Origin of the sequence: Caldanaerobacter subterraneus subsp. tengcongensis MB4 (genome assembly GCF_000007085.1) — a bacterium.
Taxonomy (GTDB): domain Bacteria; phylum Bacillota; class Thermoanaerobacteria; order Thermoanaerobacterales; family Thermoanaerobacteraceae; genus Thermoanaerobacter; species Thermoanaerobacter subterraneus.
On sequence record NC_003869.1, the window covers coordinates 359066 to 380257 of the forward strand.

Below are 21192 nucleotides of genomic sequence, written 5' to 3' on the forward strand. Positions count from 1 at the left end.
TCTTTTTTCAATTTTGTCATAGAAAACGAATGACAAGACTGAGTTTCTTTTAATTGCATAAAAAAAGAAGGGGGATTACAATATAGTTAAAGAAGTTTTTGAAAGAAGGAGGGAAAAGGTATGCAAAATGTGAATGCGATTACTACAAAAGGTGGAAGCCTAAGAGTAAAATTACAGAGACTGGGTGGCTTCTTGGCAGGAATGGTAATACCTAATATTGGCGCATTTATAGCATGGGGACTTATCACTGCATTCTTTATACCGACAGGATGGGTTCCGAATGAACACTTAGCTAAGTTGGTCGGTCCCATGATAATGTACCTCTTGCCTATATTGATAGGTTATACAGGCGGTAAACTTGTATATGATGTAAGAGGTGGAGTTGTTGGAGCCGTTGCCACGGCTGGTGTAGCTATAGGTTCTTCTGTTCCAATGTTCATCGGTGCTATGATAATGGGACCACTGGGTGGTTATGTAATCAAAAAATTTGACGAAGCGGTGGAAGGCAAAGTACCAGCCGGATTTGAAATGCTTGTGAACAACTTCTCAGCAGGAATTTTAGGAGGAATTTTGGCAATTTTAGCATTTTTATTTGTAGAGCCTGTTATGAACGCTATCTCACTTGGACTTGGAGCTGCAGCTCAGTGGGTTACGGACAAAGGATTACTTCCTTTGATAGCATTGTTTATTGAACCCGGAAAGGTTCTCTTCCTGAATAATGCCATAAACCATGGTATATTGGCTCCTCTTGGAGTAGCCCAGGTAAAAGAATTTGGAAAGTCTATATTCTTCCTTCTTGAAACAAACCCAGGCCCAGGTTTGGGAGTGCTTTTGGCATACTGGCTCTTTGGAAAGGGAGACGCAAAACAGTCAGCTCCTGGCGCCATAATAATCCAGTTCTTTGGTGGAATACATGAAATATACTTCCCGTATGTTTTAATGAACCCTGCATTGCTTCTCGCTGTCATAGGCGGCGGAATGGCTGCAGATGCAACATTTGTTCTCACAAAAGCAGGACTTGTGGCAACTCCTTCACCTGGCAGCATATTTGCAGAAATAGCTATGGCTCCAAAAGGCGGATTACTTCCTGTACTTGCAGGTATAGCAGTAGGAGCTCTGGTTTCCTTCTTGATAGCTTCACCTATTGTAAAGAGGGCAAGCGAAGAGAGCATGTCAGCTGAAAGCATGAGCTTTGCACGTTCAATAGTAAGTGGTCTCAAGGCCCAGAGCAAGGGCGAAAAAGTTGAAATGCCAAAAGCAGAAGTGAAAATGGATACACTTCCCAAACTCATAGTTTTTGCCTGCGATGCAGGTATGGGTTCTTCAGCTATGGGAGAAACTATCTTGAGAAAGAAGCTCAAAGAAGCCGGTTTTGACATACAGGTGAAGCACTCAGCTGTAAATCAGATACCAAAAGAAGCGGATGTAGTATTCACACAGGAGAATCTGGCAGAAAGAGCAGCCCAGGTTGTGCCCCATGCTAAGATTGTGACAGTGAAGAATTTCCTTGACAATACCGTGTATGACGAATTTGTAAAAAGCCTTAGAAAATAGCTGATGGTGAAAGCCATGGAAGATTTGAGTGTAAGGCAGAAGTTTATCCTTAAAAATTTAATAGAAAAGGGACCATTTGAAATAGCTGACCTTGCCAATCTTATGGATGTCAGTGAAAGAACGGTTTTAAGAGAAGTGGCATTAATAAACGAACGCTTAAGGGATTTTAATGTAAAAATTGTAGAACAGGGGAGAAAGATATTCATAGAAGGAGAGGAAGAGGCGCTCAAGAGGGTTTACAGTTCTTTGGGCGCCATTCCTCTCCAATGGCTTTTAACACCTGACCAAAGGCAGGTTTTGATGACTCTTCAGCTTCTTCTTTCTGATGAACCCATTAAAGCTGGCTATTTCAGCTATCAGTTTAATGTGGTTGAAGGCACAATAAGCCTTTACCTCGATAAAATTGAAGAGTGGCTTAGGATGAGAAAGCTCACGCTTATAAGAAGAAGAGGATATGGGATAAAAGTAGAGGGCAGTGAAGTTGATAGAAGAAATGCCATTATAGAGCTATTTTACAATTATACGCCAATGGAAGACCTGCTGCAATTTATTTACGATGAAGAAAAAGGCAAATACTTCAAAGCCTTTTTTGATTCAGTGTTTGGCAAGGATTTGGTAGAGAAAGTAAAAAGTCTGTGCGAAAAAATTAAAGAAGCCGTATACGAAGAACTGCCTGATTTAAATTATTTTGGCATGTTTGTTCATATACTTCTTTCAATCTACAGAAGCAAAGAAGGAAAGGCCATTGAACTTGATAGAGAATTTATAAATGATATATTACAGTCAGAAGAGTTCAATTTTATGAAGAAAGTTGAAAAAATCCTTGAAGAGGAAGATTTCTACCTGCCAGAGTCAGAAATAGCATATTTAGCTATTCACTTGAGCCCAAAAAAGTATGTGTACAAACAGCATAGGTTTGAAGAATTGGGCATTACTCTGGAGGAGCTGTCAAAAGAGGTCGTAGAGGAAGTCTCAAGGATTTTCAATGTAAATATACGCTGCGATGAGCAACTTCTTTTAGGGTTAGCACAGCATCTAGAACCAGCTTTTTACAGGTTGAGGATGGGTCTTGTTACTTCAAATCCTTTGATAGAGGAGATTAAAAGCTATTATAAAGATTTGTTCAGTGCGGTGGAAAGAGCCTGTAAAATAGTTTTTTCAAAGTACAACATCATAGTACCAGAAGAAGAGATCGGATACATTACAATGCACATAGGAGCGGCTATTGAAAGGCAAAAGGAAATGGCCAAGAAGCTTAAAGTTCTGGTGATTTGCCCTAATGGAATTGGAACTGCCCGAATACTTTCTGCTAAATTGAAAAACAAGTTTAAAGAGATTGACCAGTTAAATATAGGAACTATTTGGGAATTCAAGAGGAAGCATCAGGAATACGATTTGATAGTTTCTACTATAAGATTGGAAGAGGCAGATTCAAAAGTAATAATTGTATCTCCTTTTTTGACAGAAGAAGATGAAGAGAAGATAAGAGATTATATACAAAATCTTGTCGAAAAAGTGGAACAAAAAGGTGGGCAGTTTGAGGCTAAAGTAAAGGTAGAAGAGAATTTTGAAGTAGCAGATGAAATATTGAGAAATTTTAAAATAGAAGAAGTAGAAGCTGATAGCACAGAAAGACTGATAGAGCTAATTGGGCAAGACCTGTCAAAATCCATGCTTGCTGAAGATGCTGAAGAAATAAAAGAGCTTCTCCTTAAGAGGGAAGCAATGGGCAATGTGGTTATACCTGGTACTCGAATTGCTCTTTTGCACACTCGAAGTGATAAAATGGTACTTCCTTTTCTTGGAGTTTACAAGGTGAAAAGCCCTTTGAAACTTCAAAGCGTAGGGTTTGCCTACGAAGAAGTGGATACTTTTTTGATTATGCTGGCGCGTAAGACAGAAAAAAGTGATATACTAGAGATGTTAGGAAAGGTGAGCATTTCTTTGATTGAGGACAAAAATTTTAGTGAGATTTTAAGGCTTGGGGATGTAAAAGATGTAAGAAATGCTTTGGTGAAAATATTAAATGAGGCATAGGAGGCGAAGTCATGGACAGAGAAATACTCAATGAAAAGAACATACTTTTAAACCTTCCTTCAGAGTCTAAAATAGAGGCTATTGAAAGGGTAGGGAATCTCCTTGTTGAAAACGGCTATGTTGAAAAAGAGTATATCGAAGGTATGAAGAAAAGAGAAGAAGACATAACGACTTATATAGGAAATGGGGTAGCTATACCTCATGGGGTTTCTGAATATGTCAAATACATCAAAAAATCGGGGATAGTCATAGCTCAGTATCCCGATGGGGTGGATTTTGGAGATGGCAACAGGGCCTATATTGTGATAGGAATTGCAGGTAAAGGAGATGAGCATCTTAACATTCTTTCAAAGATAGCTTTGACATGCCAGTACGAAGAGAATGTAGAAAAGCTCAAAAAAGCAAAGACTCCACAGGAGATAATAGAAATCCTGGAGAAAGGTGATGAGTAAAATGCTGAAGGCGCTTCACTTTGGAGCAGGCAATATAGGGAGAGGATTTATTGGATATTTACTTAATAAATCCGGATATGAAGTTACCTTTGTAGATATTTCGAAAGAAATTGTGGATAATATTAATAAGTACAAAAAGTACAATGTCATTATTTTAAAAGAGCCTGTGGAAAAAGAGGAAGTAAAAGAGGTCAAGGCTTTGCATCTAGAGGAAGAGGATAAAGTGCTTGATGCTTTTTTAGAGGCGGATATGGTTACAACTTCTGTAGGTGTTTCAAACCTTTCTTCCATTGGTGGAAGATTAAAGAAATACTTAAAGGCAAGAAAAGAAAAAAATGAAAAACCTCTTGACATAATGGCTTGCGAAAATGCGCTTTTTGCTACTGACGTTTTAAGAGAAAGGGTAGTAAAAGAAGAGGACGATGATTTTATTACTTACCTCAATTTAAAAGTTGGTTTTCCCAATACAGCAGTTGATAGGATTGTTCCAGCAGTTAAAATTGATAAAAAACTTCCTGTGGATGTGGCAGTAGAAGAGTTTTTTGAGTGGGATATTGAGAAAAATAAAATTAAAGGGAACCTCCAAATAGAAGGGGTAGAATTAGTAGATGATTTAAAACCTTATATAGAGAGGAAATTATTTTTGCTAAATGGAGCCCACGCTACAACAGCCTATTTGGGCTATTTAAGAGGTTATACGTATATTCATCAAGCGATAAAAGATGACAATATAAGGGCTATAGTGAAAGGAATGCAGGAAGAAATATCTACTGCTCTTTCTAAAAAATATGATGTAGATAAAGAATCTCTTATGGCCTATGCAGAAAAAGTGATTAAGAGGTTTGAAAATCCATATTTACAAGATGAGGTTACAAGAGTTGGAAGGGAACCTTTGAGAAAGCTTTCATCAGAAGATAGATTAATTGCACCTTTAAAGCTTTGCAGTGAAGTTGGAATTACGCCAAACTTTATCCTCTATGGAATTGCTGCTGGGCTTTTATTTGACTACAAAGAAGATGCACAGGCCGTTAAAATGAGAGAATATGTAGAACAATTTGGCATAAAAAAGGCTGTAAATGTTATTACAGGACTTGAAGAGGAAAGTGATTTAGTAGAAGAGATAGAGAAAAGGTACTTTGAGCTAAAAGGAAAATTAATATAAAAAGGGCGTTTTGTGATAAGGCACAAAATGCCCTTAAAAATGTTTACAAGAGAGAGAAAACGTATAAAATTGGGAGAAAATAAGAGCAAAGGCCAAAAAGTTCTTGCAAAATTGCGCTATATCAAAATTGAAAGGCAAAAGAAGTGTTTTATATAATTAAATCAAAGCTTGTCTGACATCTGATGTATGATTTAATTTACACAAAATTAATACTAGTTTAACTTCAATTTAACACTCCTCTGTTATACTTAAAATTGCTGTGGGGTTTTACCCTTTCTAAATCCAATTCTAAAGGTAAAAGGAGGATGTAAATGTTTAGTCAAAGGTCTCGCTTGTTTTCCATTCTGGTTGCAGCTCTATTGATTTTTAGCCTCATTTTCCCGTCAGTGCCACAAATCGCATTTGCTGCAACCTCCAAGACCTTCGATTTCATTGAAGTAACAGACTTCCACGGTTACCTACAAAATGATGGTAAGGCATCTGATGGCACTTTGTACAAGCAGCAGATAGCAGCTGTAATGGCAAAACAGATCAAGGACATAAAAGCACAAAACCCCGACAGAACAGTGATTTTGTCCGGCGGGGATATGTTCCAAGGAACGCCACTTTCTAATGTGCTAAGGGGCAAGCCAGTCATTGAGATGATGAAAAACATCGGATTTGACGCAATGGCTCTTGGCAACCATGAGTATGACTGGGGTATTGAGTCAGTAATTGACACGCAGAATGCTACTTTGAAGAATTCCACAATTCCAGTTCTTGCTGCAAACGTGTATGACAAGACCACAGGCAAGCCAGTGAGCTATGTAAAACCATATGTTGTTATTGAAAGAGATGGAGTAAAGATTGGAATAATAGGTATTGTAGACAACAAGGAATTCCCCACTATAATAATGCCAGCTTTTATACAAAATGTAGATTTTAAAGACCCTGTGCCAATTGTAAATGACCTCGCACAGCAGCTGAGACAGCAGGGCGTAAAGATTGTGGTAGTTCTAGCACATATGGGTGCATATCAAGATAGCTCTGGCAATGTAAGTGGCAACCTCATAGACTTTGCAAAACAGGTAAAAGGTGTAGATGCTATATTTGGCGGACATACTCATACTATAGTTACTACAAGGGTTAACGGAATACCAGTTGGAGTTGCTGCAAATTACGGGAAGGGAATTATTGACCTGAAGATTACAATTAATGAAGATGGAACTATCACAGCTGGTGACATGCAGTATATTGACCTTACTAAGATTTATTCCACACCAAATATCGACCCTAAGTATATTGACCCAGAGGTACAGGCAATAGTTGATAAAGCCAATGAAGACGTAGGACCTATATTTAATGAAGTTATAGGCAAAGCGGCAATAGATTTGACAAGAACTCAGAGTGCTAAACCCTATGGGGATTCATTGCTTGGTAACTGGGCAGCTGAAGTGACAAGGAAGGCAGTCAATGCAGATTTTGGATTTGCCAACAATGGAGGACTCAGAATTGACATTCCAAAAGGCGATATAACCGTTGGAATGATGTATCAGTTAATGCCTTTTGATAACACAATAGTTACGATGAAGATGACAGGTGCTCAGATTAAGACAATTCTTGAACAGGCAGTTCAAGACGGAGGAAAGGGTATACAGGTTGCAGGACTTTCCTTCAAATACGACCCAACCAGGCCTTCAATGCACAGAGTATTTGACATGAGAAAATCTGACGGTACACCTATAGACATGAATAAGTCCTACCTTGTTGCTACAAACAATTTCATGGGCACAGGTGGAGACGGATTTACAGGATTTACTGACCCTGAAGTGAAGAAGAGCTTTGTTGACACTTACAAACTTGTGAGAGACGCTTTCATTGAAGCAGTAAAAGAGCAGGGGACAATAACTTCAGTAATAGACGGAAGAATTGCTCCTGCTACAAAAGAGGGTACATTAATCACAGTTCTTGCTACATCTGATATACACGGCAATATATTCCCATGGGATTACAACACGGCTAAACCTGCCAACAGAGGATTGGCAAAAGTTTCAACTTATGTAAAACAGGTGAGAGAAAAGTATCCTTATGTAGTGCTTGTTGACAATGGAGATACAATCCAGGGTACACCATTATCTTACTACTATGACAAGATAGACACGAAGACAGAGTATCCACTTGCAAAAGTGATGGGCGCAATGAAGTATGATACTTGGACATTAGGAAACCACGAGTTTAACTATGGACTTGAAGTATTAAACAGAGTAATAAAGGATATGAGAAACGAAGGAATACACGTTCTTTCAGCTAATACCTACAAAGATGATGGAACAAATTATGTAGACGCTTATTACATCAAAACATTTAATACGCCTCAAGGACCTGTCAAAGTAGGTATCCTGGGACTAACAACTAAGATGATACCTGCTTGGGAGAACAAAGAAAATTACGCAGGACTTCACTTCAATGACCTTGTAGATGAAGCTAAGAAATGGGTGCCAAAATTAAGAGAAGCAGGGGCAGATATTGTAGTGGTCACAATGCACTCTGGTGAAGAAAAACCAACAGACATCATACCAGAAAACCAGGTAATTGCAGTGGCAACGAATGTCGATGGAATAGATGCAATAGTTGCAGGGCATACTCATGTTAATATACCGCAGCATGACTACAAGAATCCATCAGGACAGACTGTAATAGTTACAGAGCCTGGCAAGTGGGGTGAATATGTATCACAGATATACTTTGATATCACAAAGAACGATCAGGGCAAATGGGTAATTGCAGACAAATGGAGCACTACAATAAAGATGGACGATTCAATACAGGCAGACCCTGAGATATTAAACTTGGCACAGCCATATCACGATGCTACATTAAAATACATTGGCACAAAGATTGGGGTTGCAACAGGCGATTTCTTGGGCACAGACCAGACAATAAAGCCTACAGCAATAATGGACCTTATAAACAAAGTGCAGAAATACTATGCAAAGACAGACCTTTCAATTGCCGCACCTTTGAGTAGCTCAGCTAAGATATTAAAAGGTGACATCACTATACAGGATATAATGGGCGTGTATGTTTATGAGAACTACCTCTATGGAATAAAGATGACTGGAAAGCAGTTAAAGGCTTGGTTGGAGTGGTCAGCAAGGTATTACAAACAAGTGTCTTCACCAAATGATCCAATAACAAAAGATCCGACACTCAATATACCTGATTACAACCTCGACCAGCTGTACGGTGCAAGCTATGTGATAGATTTGACACAGCCGGCAGGACACAGAATCAAAAACCTCAAAGTAAATGGCAAACTTGTAAAAGATGATGATGTATTCACTGTCGCAATAAATAACTACAGGTTCAACGGTGGCGGTGGATTCATGCAGGCTGCTGGAATAACAAATCCAGAGATTGTGTTTGATTCAGCAAAGGCCTATGGAGATGACGGCCAGGTAAGAAATTTGATGATAAGGTATATACAGGAGCACGGCACGATAAGCCCTGTGGTTGAGAGCGATTGGTACATCTCAACGACGCCAGTACAGGAAGAAGTAGAAGTAAGCCAGGGTACAACTCAGCCATCACAGCAGACAGAACAACAGACAGCTTCTCAGCCAGTTTACAATTACGGAATTGTCACAGCATCAGCACTTAATGTGAGAGAAGGCGCAGGGCTTAGATATAAGGTAATAGGAGTGCTTCCTGCAGGTAAAGTTGTTACACTGCTTGAAGAAGTAAATGGCTGGTATAAGATTGACTACAATGGAAAGACAGGATATATTTACAGCAAGTATGTTGCTGCAACTCCGAATCCGTCAAATGTTGTTGTGCTAAAAGCTGTTAAAGTCACTGCTAAGAGTGGACTAAATGTAAGAGTAAACAATTCTCTCAATGCGAGAAAGATTGGAGCAGTACCATACGGAACAGAGCTCAAAGTAGTTGGAGAATATAACGGATGGTATCAAGTGCTCTATAATGGTGGATTTGGATACGTATATGCGAAATATACAAAGTAAAGTGAAGGGAGTGGCTTTCCACTCCCTTATTATTTTTGTATCAAAATATGATAGAATATATGAAGGAAACATTCGTTAAAGGGGTTGAAGCTCTGTTGAAAATAGGGGATGTAGTTTTAGAAAATAACGTATTTTTATCACCTATGGCAGGAGTTACAGATAAGCCGTTCAGATTGATATGTCAGGAAATGGGTGCAGGACTTACTTATACTGAAATGGTAAGCGCTAAAGGGCTTTACTATGGGAGTGAAAATACAAAGGCACTTTTGGATATTGACGATGGGGAAAAAGTAGCCATTCAGATATTTGGCTCTGACCCCGAGATTATGGGAGAGATTGCAAGAAGGTTGAATGAAAGCAAAGCGTTAATCATTGATATAAACATGGGATGCCCTACTCCAAAGATAGTAAAAAATGGAGATGGAGCAGCTTTAATGTTAAAACCGGATTTGGCTGAAAAAGTGATGGAGGCGGTGGTAAAGGCTTCATATAAACCAGTAACTGTAAAAATAAGAAAAGGATGGAATGATAATAATGTAAATGCAGTAGAGATTGCACAAATTGCTGAGAGAGTAGGCATTAAAGCTGTAGCGGTACACGGGAGGACAAGAGAACAGTTTTATTCAGGAAAAGCTGACTGGGAGATAATTAAAAAAGTCAAGGAAAGCGTAAAGATACCTGTAATAGGCAATGGAGATATATTTACGCCAGAAGATGCAAAAAGAATGCTTGATGAAACAGGTTGCGATGCCGTAATGATTGGGAGAGGAGCCCAGGGCAATCCGTGGATATTTAAAAGGACTGTCCATTATCTTAAAACGGGTGAACTTTTGCCTGAACCTACAATAAAGGAAAAAGTAGACCTTATGATAAGGCATCTTACTATGATGGTTGAGTATAAAGGTGAAAGAACAGGTGTGGTAGAAATGAGAAAGCACATCGCTTGGTATTTAAAAGGCCTTCCAGGCAGTGCACGAATGAGAGAAGCAGTATTTAAAATGGAAAGTTATAAAGAAATAAAAGAATTTTTAGAAGGTATTCCTAAAATTTACGAAAAAGGGTAATAAAAAATCCTGCGAGAGCAGGATTTTTATCTTAAATTTTCAGGCAACGTCTGTCTCATTGGGATGTTTTGCCTATTTAGAAGGTTTTCTACCAAGTCAGGGAATTCTTCAGCGGGTATACCTGCTCCCATTTCTGTTGGGTCGTGAAAGGCATGGGCTCTTGCACCGCCACAGAGAAGGGAGAAGTTCATTTTTCTATTCACAAGAGGGGATACTGTCATTTCAGAACATACTCCACAGGTTCCAAGTAAGTCTATATTAAGCCTCCCGCCTTTTTTCATCAGATAATGCCCTTCTAAAGCGAGTATTTGTGCTGGTACTCCGAAAACCAGCACTACCTGAGGTTCTACAGGAGCCTTTGAAAGTTTGAATACAATAACCTCAGACACGTTCCCAGGTTCCAGTTTGGGGATTTTCTCCCTTGTCACTCTTGAGGTTTCCAGCGAATAAAATCTTCTTAGCAAAAAATCTCTTTCCCCGTTTTTAATAGGTTCAGGCAAATCGTATAGTCCAAGATTTGCAGCTCCTGCAGCGCACATAAAATCTTCTGCCTTAAGCCTTAAAGCATCAGGCGGTTCAGGTAATCCAGAGTAATTTGTTGAACCTCTTACTGTTTCAACCGCCTGGCAGTAAGTTAATCTGCCATTGGGCCTTGGGATATCTTCAAAAAACTTCTCATACCTTTCTTTGTGAACAGATGGTACCAAAAATACACCTACAGGTTCATATTTTAGCTTTAATTTTTTTACTATTTTTGAAGTTAAGTCTTTCCAGTCATGTTTTGGCTTTATGAGTTGCTCTTCTAAAAGTGGACCGGCCATTTTAACAACCTCCTATTGTTTGCCAAAAATATATATGGCATTAGTCGGGCAGATTTCCAAACAAGAAAGGCATAGTATGCACTTTTCAGGATATAAGGCTATAGATTTGTATTCTCTGTTCGGATTCGTTTCTCCTTCCCTCTTTACAAGTTCATATACATCTTCAGGGCATACTTCTACACATCTTCTACAACCTATGCACTTTTTGTCGTCTATTGTTATCTCAGCTCCTGGCTTAAAAATATTGACATCAGTCATTCTATCACCTCAAATTTTTTAGGGCTTACACCCTAATTTTAAACCTTTTTTACATATAATGCAATTTAAAATGCATCAGTTATTTTTATATTATCCATAGGTCAAAGCTAATAATTTTTTGTAAAAACTTAGGACAGGCACATACGGGAAAGTAGGGCACATTATGTTATTACAAAAGGAGATGATGTATAAATGGAGCATTCCTGTAATGAATAAAAAATAAGGGAGAATGGACTTTGAAAAAATAAGTACCTCCTGATAAAATACAGAGTGTAAGTTTAAGAACTTACCTCGAATTATCAAAATAAACAGGAGGTACCTAAAATGAAGTATAAACAAAATGAAAAGATTTTGCAAGTAACGGGAGACACATTAATTGCGGGAGTAGACATAGCAAAAGAAAGCCATTATGCCAGAGCATTTGACTACAGAGGAGTAGAATATGGGAAATACCTGAGATTTGAAAACAATAGAGAAGGTATGACAAAATTTCTTAACTGGGCAAAAGACTTGATGGAGAGACATAAGAAAAACAAACTAATAGTAGGGATAGAACCGACAGGGCAATATTGGCTGTGTTTTGCCCAATACCTTAAAGACAATAACATAAAGGTAGTATTGGTTAATCCATTTCATGTAAAGATGAGCAAAGAATTAGATGACAATTCTCCCACAAAAAGCGATAAGAAAGACCCAAAAACAATAGCAATGCTAGTAAAAGACGGGAGATATGTAGAGCCGATAATACCTGAAGGAGTATATGCAGAATTAAGGGTAGCGATGGGCATAAAAGACAGGTTGAACAAACAAATAGGGATGACAAAAAATCAAATAACAAGATGGTTGGACATATACTTTCCAGAGTTTAACACCGTATTTTCAGACTGGGAAGGGAAAGCAGCACTTATCACATTAAGAGAATTTCCAACGCCTGAGAAGATAGCAAAAAAGAGTGCTGAAGAAATAATATCGATATGGAAGAAAGAAGTACAAAGAGGGGTAGGAGAAAAAAGGGCTATAAAGCTGATAGAAACTGCTAAGGAGAGCATAGGGAAGAAGCAGGGCATAAAGATGGCGGAATACGAGATAAAGACTCTCATTGAACAATACGAATTTTTAAAAAAACAAATTGAAGAAATAGAGAAGAAGATGGAAGAATTAATAGTTGAGATACCAGGGGTTAAAGAACTACTAGAAATCAAAGGGATAGGAGTAAACACAGTAGCAGGTTTTATTGCAGAAGTAGGAGATATTGAAAAATATGAACATCCAAAACAGATACAAAAACTAGGGGGATTAAACCTAATAGAAAATAGCTCTGGTAAGCATAAAGGAGAAACGACAATAAGTAAAAGAGGGAGGAAGCGATTGAGGAGTGTGCTATTTAATGCAGTAATGGCCTTGGTCGCAAAAAACGAAGAATTTCGTGAACTACACAAATATTACACCACCAGAGCGCAAAACCCGCTAAAAAAGAAGCAATCACTAATAGTATTGTGCAACAAACTGATAAGGATATTTTATGTCATATTAAAGAAAGGAGTAAAATATGACCCAATCAAGATGATGAAGGACATAAAGAGGCCAGGCTTACAGGAAGCTGCATAAAAAGTGCCAACATACTATCAAATCAATTAAGGGTTAATCATCTTCTCTTCAGCTTTAACTTAGTCACATCTAAAGAGCTGACCCTTAAGAAGAAATTGATTTTTATGAAAAGCGAAAGTGTGAACGATGTGACATAAAAGGTAAAAGAAGGAATAAGACAAAAACAACCAATCAAGAGATGGGATATTGACAACAAGAGCGGGAATTGTCATAAAAATAATCACCATACGGGCAAAGACCCTGCAATGGAGCAGAAATGACATCCACCTCATGGCAGGTAGAACGAAGGAATTAAGGACTAAGATCCAGTGAGACATGGGAGGGTAAACCCCATGAGATAAGTGGAGCTATCCCGCCATAATATGGAAATAGGATATGAGGTTTATTAAGCTTACCCATTTAATGGTTAGATAAGTAAGAAATGGTAATATAAGCCATGAGATGCTCTTGTTGTGATGAGAAAATTAAAGAAAAACTAAGATATTAAGAGAAAATAAAAGATAATAGAGGGAGGAGGTTAGGAAATACAAAGGGATCGATTTGTTAGAATTTCAGTATAAAGAAGAAATCAAAAGAAGAAGCATTATACCAAAAGAAAAGTTTTATCACCGTTTTTTAAAAATTGGAAACCTAATAATGATTTCTAAACCTTATGATGAAGAATGGCAAGAAAAAAGCTATAAGATGAGTTTGTATGAACTTATGAAAGAAATAGACTATGAAGAGGTATTTGGATTAAGAATTCCTGGAAAGTCTAATAAGAAGAAGGTTTACACAAACAGGCTTTCTTTTGAAAAATTCACTATTGGAGATATAGTACTTGCGACAAGTCTGGGCTTTCACATACAGGGAGCTATAAGGCATGCTGCTATATTTGACAGCAGAAGATATCATGGAAGTATTGATGATGAGTGTTTGCTCACTGCAGAACCTGACAAAGGAGTAATATACGAATCTATTCAGTTTTATTACGAAAATTTTGGAGAAGCATGGGGGCTTTTTGTTCCAGGGACAACTTTCAAACAGAGGATTGAAATAGTTGAAGAACTTTCAAAACACGTAGGAGAAAGGTATTACTGGAGCGCCCATAAAAACAACCCTACATCCTGGTACTGTTCTTTGGTTCCATGGAGAGGATATTATGAAATTGCAGGGATAGACATAGACTACAATGGAGGTTACTGGGTGCTCCCTATAGATATTTTCATGAGCGAATATACAGAGGTGTTTGAGTACGCAAGGGGATAAAATTCTTATCCCCTTGCAAGTTATAAGATGTCTGACAATTTGAAAATACATGAAAATACAAAAACCATATTGACTTTTAGGTAAGGGGTAATATATAATTATCTCGTAAACACGTGTTCATGAAATTTATTTTAAGAGTTTTTGTTGAAAAATGCGAAAAGTTACTCTATAATCTATAACAAACAATATAGAAATAGAGGAGAATTGTTATGATTAATAGCAAAGACATTGCTAGGATTGCCGGTGTGTCTCGCAGTACTGTGTCAAGAGTCATAAATAATTATCCCAATGTTTCGCCTGAAACTAAGGAAAAAGTGTTAAAAGCTATTAAGGAATATAACTATGTTCCTCATGCTTCAGCTCGCATGTTGAGAGGAAAAAGCTCTAAGACGATTGGCCTTGTGATTGTAGATTTGAAGAGGAATAGTGATATTCATAAGGTTTATGACAATGTTTACTTTGGACCTTTTACAACTGCGGTTATCGATTTTGCAAATCAGCTAGGATATAATGTTCTTGTCATTACTGTTTATAAACCGAAAGATTATAAAAAAGTGAGGGAAGTCTTTTACAATAAGACTATCAATGGAGCAATTTTTATTGGTGTAAAAAATGATGACCCCGAAATAAAAAATCTTATTGAGGCAGGGCTTAAGACGGCAGTGATTGACCAGGAAATAAGAGATGATGAGAATGACCCATTCAATAAAAGTATCATAGTCAACATGGATAATGTGACTGGAGCCTATGAAGCTACAAAGTACTTGATAAGTCTGGGTCACAGGGAAATTGCCCATATAACAGGTGATATGGAAAAGCTCTCTGGTTTTGCAAGATTAGAAGGATACAAGAAAGCATTGAAAGAAGCGGGAATTCCATTTAAAAGTAGTCTGGTAGTAAAAGGGGATTTTGTTGAAGAAAGCGGTTATAAGGCTGCATATAAATTATTCAAAAAAGCAAAACCCACGGCGATTTTTGCTTCAAATGATCAGATGGCTATAGGAGCTATGCAGGCTTTAGAAGAGATGGGATACAAAATTCCAGATGATGTTTCTATAATTGGTTTTGATGATATTACTATATCTCGCTATTTGAAACCTGCTTTAACGACGATGAGCGTTTCTTTATTGCAAATGGCAGAGTTAGCAGTAGAAAATCTTATTAGGTCAGTCGAGGAAGAGATAGCAATTAAAGCTAAATTTGTAGTACCTGTAAAACTGGTAGAAAGAGAATCTTGTAAAAGAATTGAGATAAAAGAAGAAAATGAAAAGAAAGAATATCTTTTATCAAGATGAAGGTCAACATTTTTGTTTCTATACTCTTTTGTAAACACGTGTTTATTGGATTTTTGTATAATATATGGTATAAAAAGGCTTAAAGCCTTTTTAATCTAAAAATTGAGAAAGGGGTGATAAAAAGAAAAGGTATATTTAAAAAATTTATAGACTTTGAAAACTATTTCAAAAGGGGGATTGTGAGGTGCGAAGGCTCTTAAGTGTATTATTGGTTTTAATGTTGGTGACGGGTGCACTGGCAGGCTGTGGACAAAAGAGCCAGGAAGCAGCTGATAAAACCCAGCAAAGTGAAACAGCCCAGCAACCTGCCCAAGAAACTACCTATCAGAGAAATGAAACTCTTTATGCTGGAGGCGGATTGTGGGCACCACCGAGCAACTGGAATCCGCTTACACCATGGAATGCAGTAACAGGTACAGTAGGATTGATTTACGAAACTTTGTTTAATTATGACCCGCTTAAAAACGAATTCATTCCATGGTTAGCCGAAAAAGGTGAATGGACCTCTGATAATACTTATCAAGTAACATTAAGAGATGGACTTACTTGGTCAGATGGTCAGCCTTTGACTTCAGAGGATGTAAAATTCACTTTTGAAATAGCAAAAGAACACCCTGAAATCTATTATAGCCCAATGTGGCAATGGTTGCAATCTGTAGATACTCCTGATAATAAGACTGTGGTATTTAAATTTTCAACTTCCCATTATCACGAATGGCAATATAACTTATATCAAATTCCTATTATACCAAAACATATTTGGCAGAATAAATCTAAAGATGATTTGCTGAATGGTGCTAATGAAAAGGCAATTGGTTCAGGACCTTACTTATTTGATACTTACAGCAATGACCGCATGGTATATAAGAGAAATGATAACTGGTGGGGTATAAAAGCTCTGGGACTTACTCCACAACCTAAGAGAATAGTGTACTTAATTGTTCCAAGTAATAACGTAGCTCTCGGAATGTTGATGAAAGGAGAACTGGATGTAAGTAATTTCTTCCTCCCTGGTATACCGACGTTAAAAGCTAATTATGGAATAACGACTTTCTATGACAATCCACCATACATGATTCCTGATAATACAGTGTTTATGTTTATCAATGTGACTAAAGAACCTCTTAGCAATGTAGAACTAAGACGCGCCATGGCTTATGCTATAAATCCAAAAGTAATAGCTGAAAAGGTGTACGAAAATCAGGTTGAACCTTCAAATCCTCTAGGTTTTGTGCCTGCTAAGTCTTGGGAAGAATATTATGATAAGAACGTAGTTTCACAGTATGGATTTAGCTATGATCCTAATAAAGCAAAAGCGATTTTGGATGCTGCAGGATTTAAATTGGGTAACGATGGAGTGAGGACAACTCCAGATGGCAAGAAGTTTAAATTAGAAATTAGCGTTCCGTATGGTTGGACTGACTGGATGGAAGCAGCTAAGATTGTTGCAGACCAGTTAAAGGCTGTAGGAATTGATGCAGAAGCAAAATTCCCTGATTATAGCAAATATTGGGAAGATTTAACTAAAGGGACATTTGATTTATCTTTCAACAACTTCGGAAGCCAAGTAACCTCAACACCATGGACGCTTTACAACTGGCTCTTCAATCCTATAACAGGAGATGCTCAATACAATGGTAACTTTGGGCGCTTTGATGTAGAAGGGTTGCAGGATATGGTGGCAGCTTTAAATGAAGCAAAACCTGGAACAGATGAAGCTAAAAAGGCTGCTTCAAAATTGGAAGAAGTATTCTTAAAGAACATACCGGCCATACCGCTTTGGTACAATGGTCTCTGGTTCCAGGCATCAAATGCAGCATGGGAAAATTGGCCAACAGAACATGACCCATATGCTTACCCAGTAACTTGGGGAGGCAGATGGCAGACAGGCGGTACAATGATGATGATGAAAATAAAACCGAAAGCTTCGCAATAATAAATGGGGGTATATAGATGTTACGGTATTTGATTAAGAAATTGTACATCTACATTTTGACTTTCTTTTTTGCAGTGACAATCGACTGGCTGATCCCCAGGTTTATGCCTGGGGACCCCATTCTTGTATTAGTATCAAGATTTTCGGGGTTACCAGAGTCGGCAAAAGTAATGTATGGATATTTGATTAAAGCTTTTGGATTGGATTTGCCTTTGTGGAAGCAGTATCTGAATTTCTGGATGGCTATATTTAAAGGTGATTTGGGTATAAGCATATATCTATATCCTAAACCTGTTTTATCAGTTATCGCTCAGGCCATACCTTATACACTTGTAGTTTTGCTGCCCTCTATTCTTTTGAGCTGGATAGTGGGGAACTATATAGGGGCTGCAGCAGCAAGGCACAGGAGCCTTGATTCCAGTATGTTACCTGTATTTTATATTATCACTTCAATTCCATATATGTGGCTTGGAATACTTTTAGCGTGGGCTTTTGGCGTCCTATTAGGGATTTTTCCAATTGCAGGTGCTTACAGTTTTAGCATGAGACCTAATTGGTCGTGGCAGTTTGTAGCAGACTTCTTAAAGCACTGGATATTACCTTTCTTGTCTTTATTTATTGTGCAAATTGGCGGTTGGGCAATAGGCATGAGAAACTTGATAATATATGAGCTTGAAGCGAATTATTCAAGGTATTTAGAAGCTCTAGGTGCATCCGAAGGGCTTATAAGGCGATACGCTTTTAAAAATGCTATACTTCCACAGATTACTGGTTTGGCTCTTCAATTGGGTACAATTGTCGCAGGTTCCATAGCGACAGAGGTAGTTTTTGCTTATCCAGGAATGGGATATATATTGTTGCAAGGAATATTAAACCAGGATTATTTTTTGGTCCAAGGAGTGTTTTTATTCATAATCATTGGGGTATTACTTGCTAACTTTCTGGTAGACATACTTTATATGATAGTTGATCCAAGGATCAGACTAGGACTTGGAGGAGAAAATGTATGAAAGAGTTTATGTATTTTGCATTTAAAAATACGAAATTTAAAATAGGCCTTAGTATACTGCTTTTTTTCTTGATATTGGCTACAATTGGTCCCTACCTTTCTCACTATAAAGATCCTCTTGAATATGTGAGTATGAGCAATTTGCTTCCTAATAAAGATAACTGGCTGGGGACGACCACCTTTGGTCAAGATGTTTTTACTCAGTTTGTATATGGGTTAAGGTCCACATTTTTTATTGGGCTGTTTGGAGGAGGATTAGCTACTATAATAGGGCTTTTAATCGGTTTTATAGCAGGGTATAGAGGCGGCTGGATAGATGAGATTTTGATGATGCTTACAAATATCTTGATAGTGATTCCAACTTTAGCTCTTCTTATAATAATTGCTGCTTATCTCCCTTACAGAGGGATAGGAATTCAAAGTGTGATAATAGGTTTGACGGCTTGGCCTTGGACTGCAAGGGCTGTGCGAGCTCAAACTCTTTCTTTGAAGTCAAGGGAATTCGTGAATCTGGCGAAGATAACGGCTTTACCACCTTTAAAAATAGTTTTAGAAGAAATAGCACCAAATATGATGTCCTATGTAGTGATGGTATTTATTCTCCAATTTGCAGGTGCGATACTTGCAGCAGTGGGATTGGATTTTATAGGTTTGGGACCTACAAGAGGGATTTCTCTTGGATTGATGCTCCAGTACTCCGTGCTGTGGAATGCAATTCAATTGGGAATATGGTGGTGGTTTATTCCTCCGGGGTTGGCAATAACGATGATAGTAAGTTCGCTGTACTTTCTCAATATAGGCCTTGATGAGATATTCAATCCAAGGCTTAGGGAGGAGTGACCAATTTGGTAGAGATAAAGGGTTTGAAAATATATTATAAAACTTTGCGCGGAGACGCTAAAGCATTAGACGACGTGACTTTTACGATAAATGACAGAGAAATACTGGGGATAGCTGGCGAATCAGGATGTGGCAAGTCGACCCTGGGGAATTCCTTGATCCTTTTAAAGCCACCAATGAAATACGTCTCTGGTGAGGTTAGACTAAATGGCGAGAGATTACCGATTGACAATACTGTTGAGATGAGAAAATATCGCTATAAAAAAATTTCTCTTATACCCCAGTATGCTATGGATGCTTTAAATCCAACTCGTAAAATAGGGGGAATAATAAAGGATTTGGTTGGTCAGCATAGGGTAAAATACGAGGAGATAGAAGGAAGGCTACATGAAAGGCTTAGAATGGTTAAATTATCTAAAGATATACTTAATATGTACCCTTTTGAGCTATCAGGTGGAATGAAGCAAAGGTTAGTTTTAGTAATATCTACTTTGTTAAATCCAGACCTTTTGATAGCAGATGAAGTCACTTCTGCGCTGGATGTTTCTTCACAGAAAGCAGTTTCTCTCATGTTTAAAGAATTTAGGGATGAAAAGATTGTAAATTCTATAGTTTTTATTACTCACGACATAGCGGTTTTGTATCAAATAGCGGACAGGATAGCTATAATGTACGCAGGTAAAGTAGTGGAGATTGGTCCTACGGAAGAGATAATGAAAAATCCTCTCCATCCGTATACAAAGGCTTTAATTAAATCTTTGCCAAATGCGGGGATTAGACATACACATCAAAAGTTAGAGGGAATTCCTGGTCATCCCCCTAATCTTATAAACCCACCGGAAGGTTGCAGATTTAAAGATAGGTGTCCTTTTGCCAGTGACGAGTGTTTAAATGAACCGCCACTTGTGGAAGTTGAACCAGGGAGATACGTTGCTTGTTGGAAGGTGAAGGGAAGATGATTAGGGTAGAAAATCTCACAAAGGTATTTACTTCAGGAGGGATATTTTCTAAAAACACAATAGTGGCAGTAGATGGAGTAGATTTTGAAATAAAAAAAGCGAAATTTTAGCTTTGGTAGGAGAGAGTGGAAGTGGTAAATCTACAATTGGCAAGATGATGTTAAAGCTATTAAAACCCAGTGGCGGTCAAATCCTTCTAAACGATAAGGACATCTATAAAATAAAGAACAATAAAGAGTTTTATTCAAAAGTACAGGGCATTTTTCAAGACCCCTACTCTTCCTTTAACCCCATATTCAAAGTAGACAGAATTTTTAAGCTAATAAAGCAGTCATTTAAAAAAGAAGTTTCTTCCTCTGAATGGGAAGGGAGAGTAGAAGAGGTATTAAAAAAGGTGGGGCTTAATGTAGGAGATGTTTTAAATAAATACATTCACCAATTAAGCGGAGGACAGCTCCAGAGGTTGTTAATAGCAAGGGCCTTGCTCATGGATGTCGATGTACTGATTGCCGATGAAATTACAAGTATGTTGGATGCTTCAACCCGAGTAGATGTATTGGAGGCTTTGCTGAGCTTGAAGGAGATAGGCGCTTCTATACTCTTTATTACCCACGACCTTTCACAGGCTTATTATATAAGCGATAAGATAGTAGTTTTGTACAAGGGCTCTGTTGTAGAATCAGGGTCTATAGAAAAAGTGTTTTCCAATCCAATGCATCCTTATACTAGAATGCTTTTAGATTCTATACCGCAATTAGATAGAAAATGGGAAGAAGACAGGATAAGCGTTGAGGATTTTGATAAGTCTCGTGCAGCCTGGAAAGAAGGGTTATGCAAGTATATAGATAGATGTCCGTTGGCAGATTTAAATTGCGTAAGGCCGAAGCTTAAGTTAGTGGAAGAAGACCATTATGTAGCTTGTGTAAAAATGTAAAAAAGGTGATTTTT

Annotated in this window: 15 protein-coding genes and 1 pseudogene; 14 read left to right on the forward strand and 2 right to left on the reverse strand. The window is 37.9% G+C overall.

What is annotated here, in order from left to right:
* The first annotated feature begins 120 nt into the window (after positions 1-120).
* The 6 genes from TTE_RS01630 (at position 121) to dusB (ending at position 10270) form a co-directional block, all read left to right on the forward strand.
* Positions 121-1554, forward strand: a complete 1434-nt coding sequence (locus TTE_RS01630; protein ID WP_011024793.1) for a PTS mannitol transporter subunit IICB — start codon at positions 121-123, stop codon at positions 1552-1554.
* 3 nt (positions 1555-1557) lie between these two features.
* Positions 1558-3591 (forward strand): BglG family transcription antiterminator, encoded by a 2034-nt coding sequence (locus TTE_RS01635; protein ID WP_050724067.1) that lies wholly within the window; start codon positions 1558-1560, stop codon positions 3589-3591.
* A gap of 11 nt (positions 3592-3602) precedes the next feature.
* Positions 3603-4043 (forward strand): PTS sugar transporter subunit IIA, encoded by a 441-nt coding sequence (locus TTE_RS01640; RefSeq protein WP_011024795.1) that lies wholly within the window; start codon positions 3603-3605, stop codon positions 4041-4043.
* Between the two features lies 1 nt (position 4044).
* Entirely contained in the window at positions 4045-5205 is a 1161-nt protein-coding gene (locus TTE_RS01645) for a mannitol-1-phosphate 5-dehydrogenase (RefSeq protein WP_011024796.1), read from the forward strand.
* Between the two features lie 311 nt (positions 5206-5516).
* Positions 5517-9206: a 5'-nucleotidase C-terminal domain-containing protein gene (locus TTE_RS01650; protein ID WP_011024797.1), complete on the forward strand. Its 3690-nt coding sequence runs from the start codon at positions 5517-5519 to the stop codon at positions 9204-9206.
* A 95-nt stretch (positions 9207-9301) separates the two neighbouring features.
* Positions 9302-10270, forward strand: coding sequence for a tRNA dihydrouridine synthase DusB (gene dusB / locus TTE_RS01655; protein ID WP_011024798.1), 969 nt, complete (start codon positions 9302-9304; stop codon positions 10268-10270).
* 26 nt (positions 10271-10296) lie between these two features.
* Here dusB and TTE_RS01660 read toward each other — a convergent pair whose 3' ends face one another.
* Positions 10297-11091, reverse strand: coding sequence for a DUF169 domain-containing protein (locus TTE_RS01660; protein WP_009610044.1), 795 nt, complete (start codon positions 11089-11091; stop codon positions 10297-10299).
* A 12-nt stretch (positions 11092-11103) separates the two neighbouring features.
* Entirely contained in the window at positions 11104-11349 is a 246-nt protein-coding gene (locus TTE_RS01665) for a 4Fe-4S dicluster domain-containing protein (protein WP_011024799.1), read from the reverse strand.
* Between the two features lie 324 nt (positions 11350-11673).
* Here TTE_RS01665 and TTE_RS01670 point away from each other — a divergent pair, with 324 nt between their 5' ends.
* The 8 genes and pseudogenes from TTE_RS01670 to TTE_RS01705 all read left to right on the forward strand — a co-directional run bounded on the left by TTE_RS01670 (position 11674) and on the right by TTE_RS01705 (position 21178).
* Complete coding sequence (locus TTE_RS01670) at positions 11674-12957, forward strand: IS110 family transposase (RefSeq protein WP_011024548.1); 1284 nt, start codon at positions 11674-11676, stop codon at positions 12955-12957.
* A 540-nt stretch (positions 12958-13497) separates the two neighbouring features.
* On the forward strand, positions 13498-14205 hold the full coding sequence (locus tag TTE_RS01675) for a hypothetical protein (protein ID WP_011024800.1): 708 nt from the start codon (positions 13498-13500) through the stop codon (positions 14203-14205).
* A 212-nt stretch (positions 14206-14417) separates the two neighbouring features.
* Entirely contained in the window at positions 14418-15500 is a 1083-nt protein-coding gene (locus TTE_RS01680; RefSeq protein WP_031314172.1) for a LacI family DNA-binding transcriptional regulator, read from the forward strand.
* Between the two features lie 184 nt (positions 15501-15684).
* The gene (locus TTE_RS01685; RefSeq protein ID WP_011024802.1) at positions 15685-17436 is read left to right on the forward strand and encodes an ABC transporter substrate-binding protein; all 1752 of its coding nucleotides are present in this window, start codon (positions 15685-15687) and stop codon (positions 17434-17436) included.
* Between the two features lie 17 nt (positions 17437-17453).
* Entirely contained in the window at positions 17454-18446 is a 993-nt protein-coding gene (locus TTE_RS01690; protein ID WP_011024803.1) for an ABC transporter permease, read from the forward strand.
* Complete coding sequence (locus TTE_RS01695; protein ID WP_011024804.1) at positions 18443-19285, forward strand: ABC transporter permease; 843 nt, start codon at positions 18443-18445, stop codon at positions 19283-19285. Before TTE_RS01690 ends, TTE_RS01695 begins: the two co-directional genes overlap by 4 nt.
* Positions 19282-20244, forward strand: coding sequence for an ABC transporter ATP-binding protein (locus tag TTE_RS01700; RefSeq protein ID WP_011024805.1), 963 nt, complete (start codon positions 19282-19284; stop codon positions 20242-20244). The genes TTE_RS01695 and TTE_RS01700 overlap by 4 nt, the downstream gene beginning before the upstream one ends.
* Positions 20241-21178, forward strand: a pseudogene (locus tag TTE_RS01705) (ABC transporter ATP-binding protein). The gene TTE_RS01700 and the pseudogene TTE_RS01705 overlap by 4 nt, the downstream one beginning before the upstream one ends.
* The last annotated feature ends 14 nt before the right edge of the window (positions 21179-21192 follow it).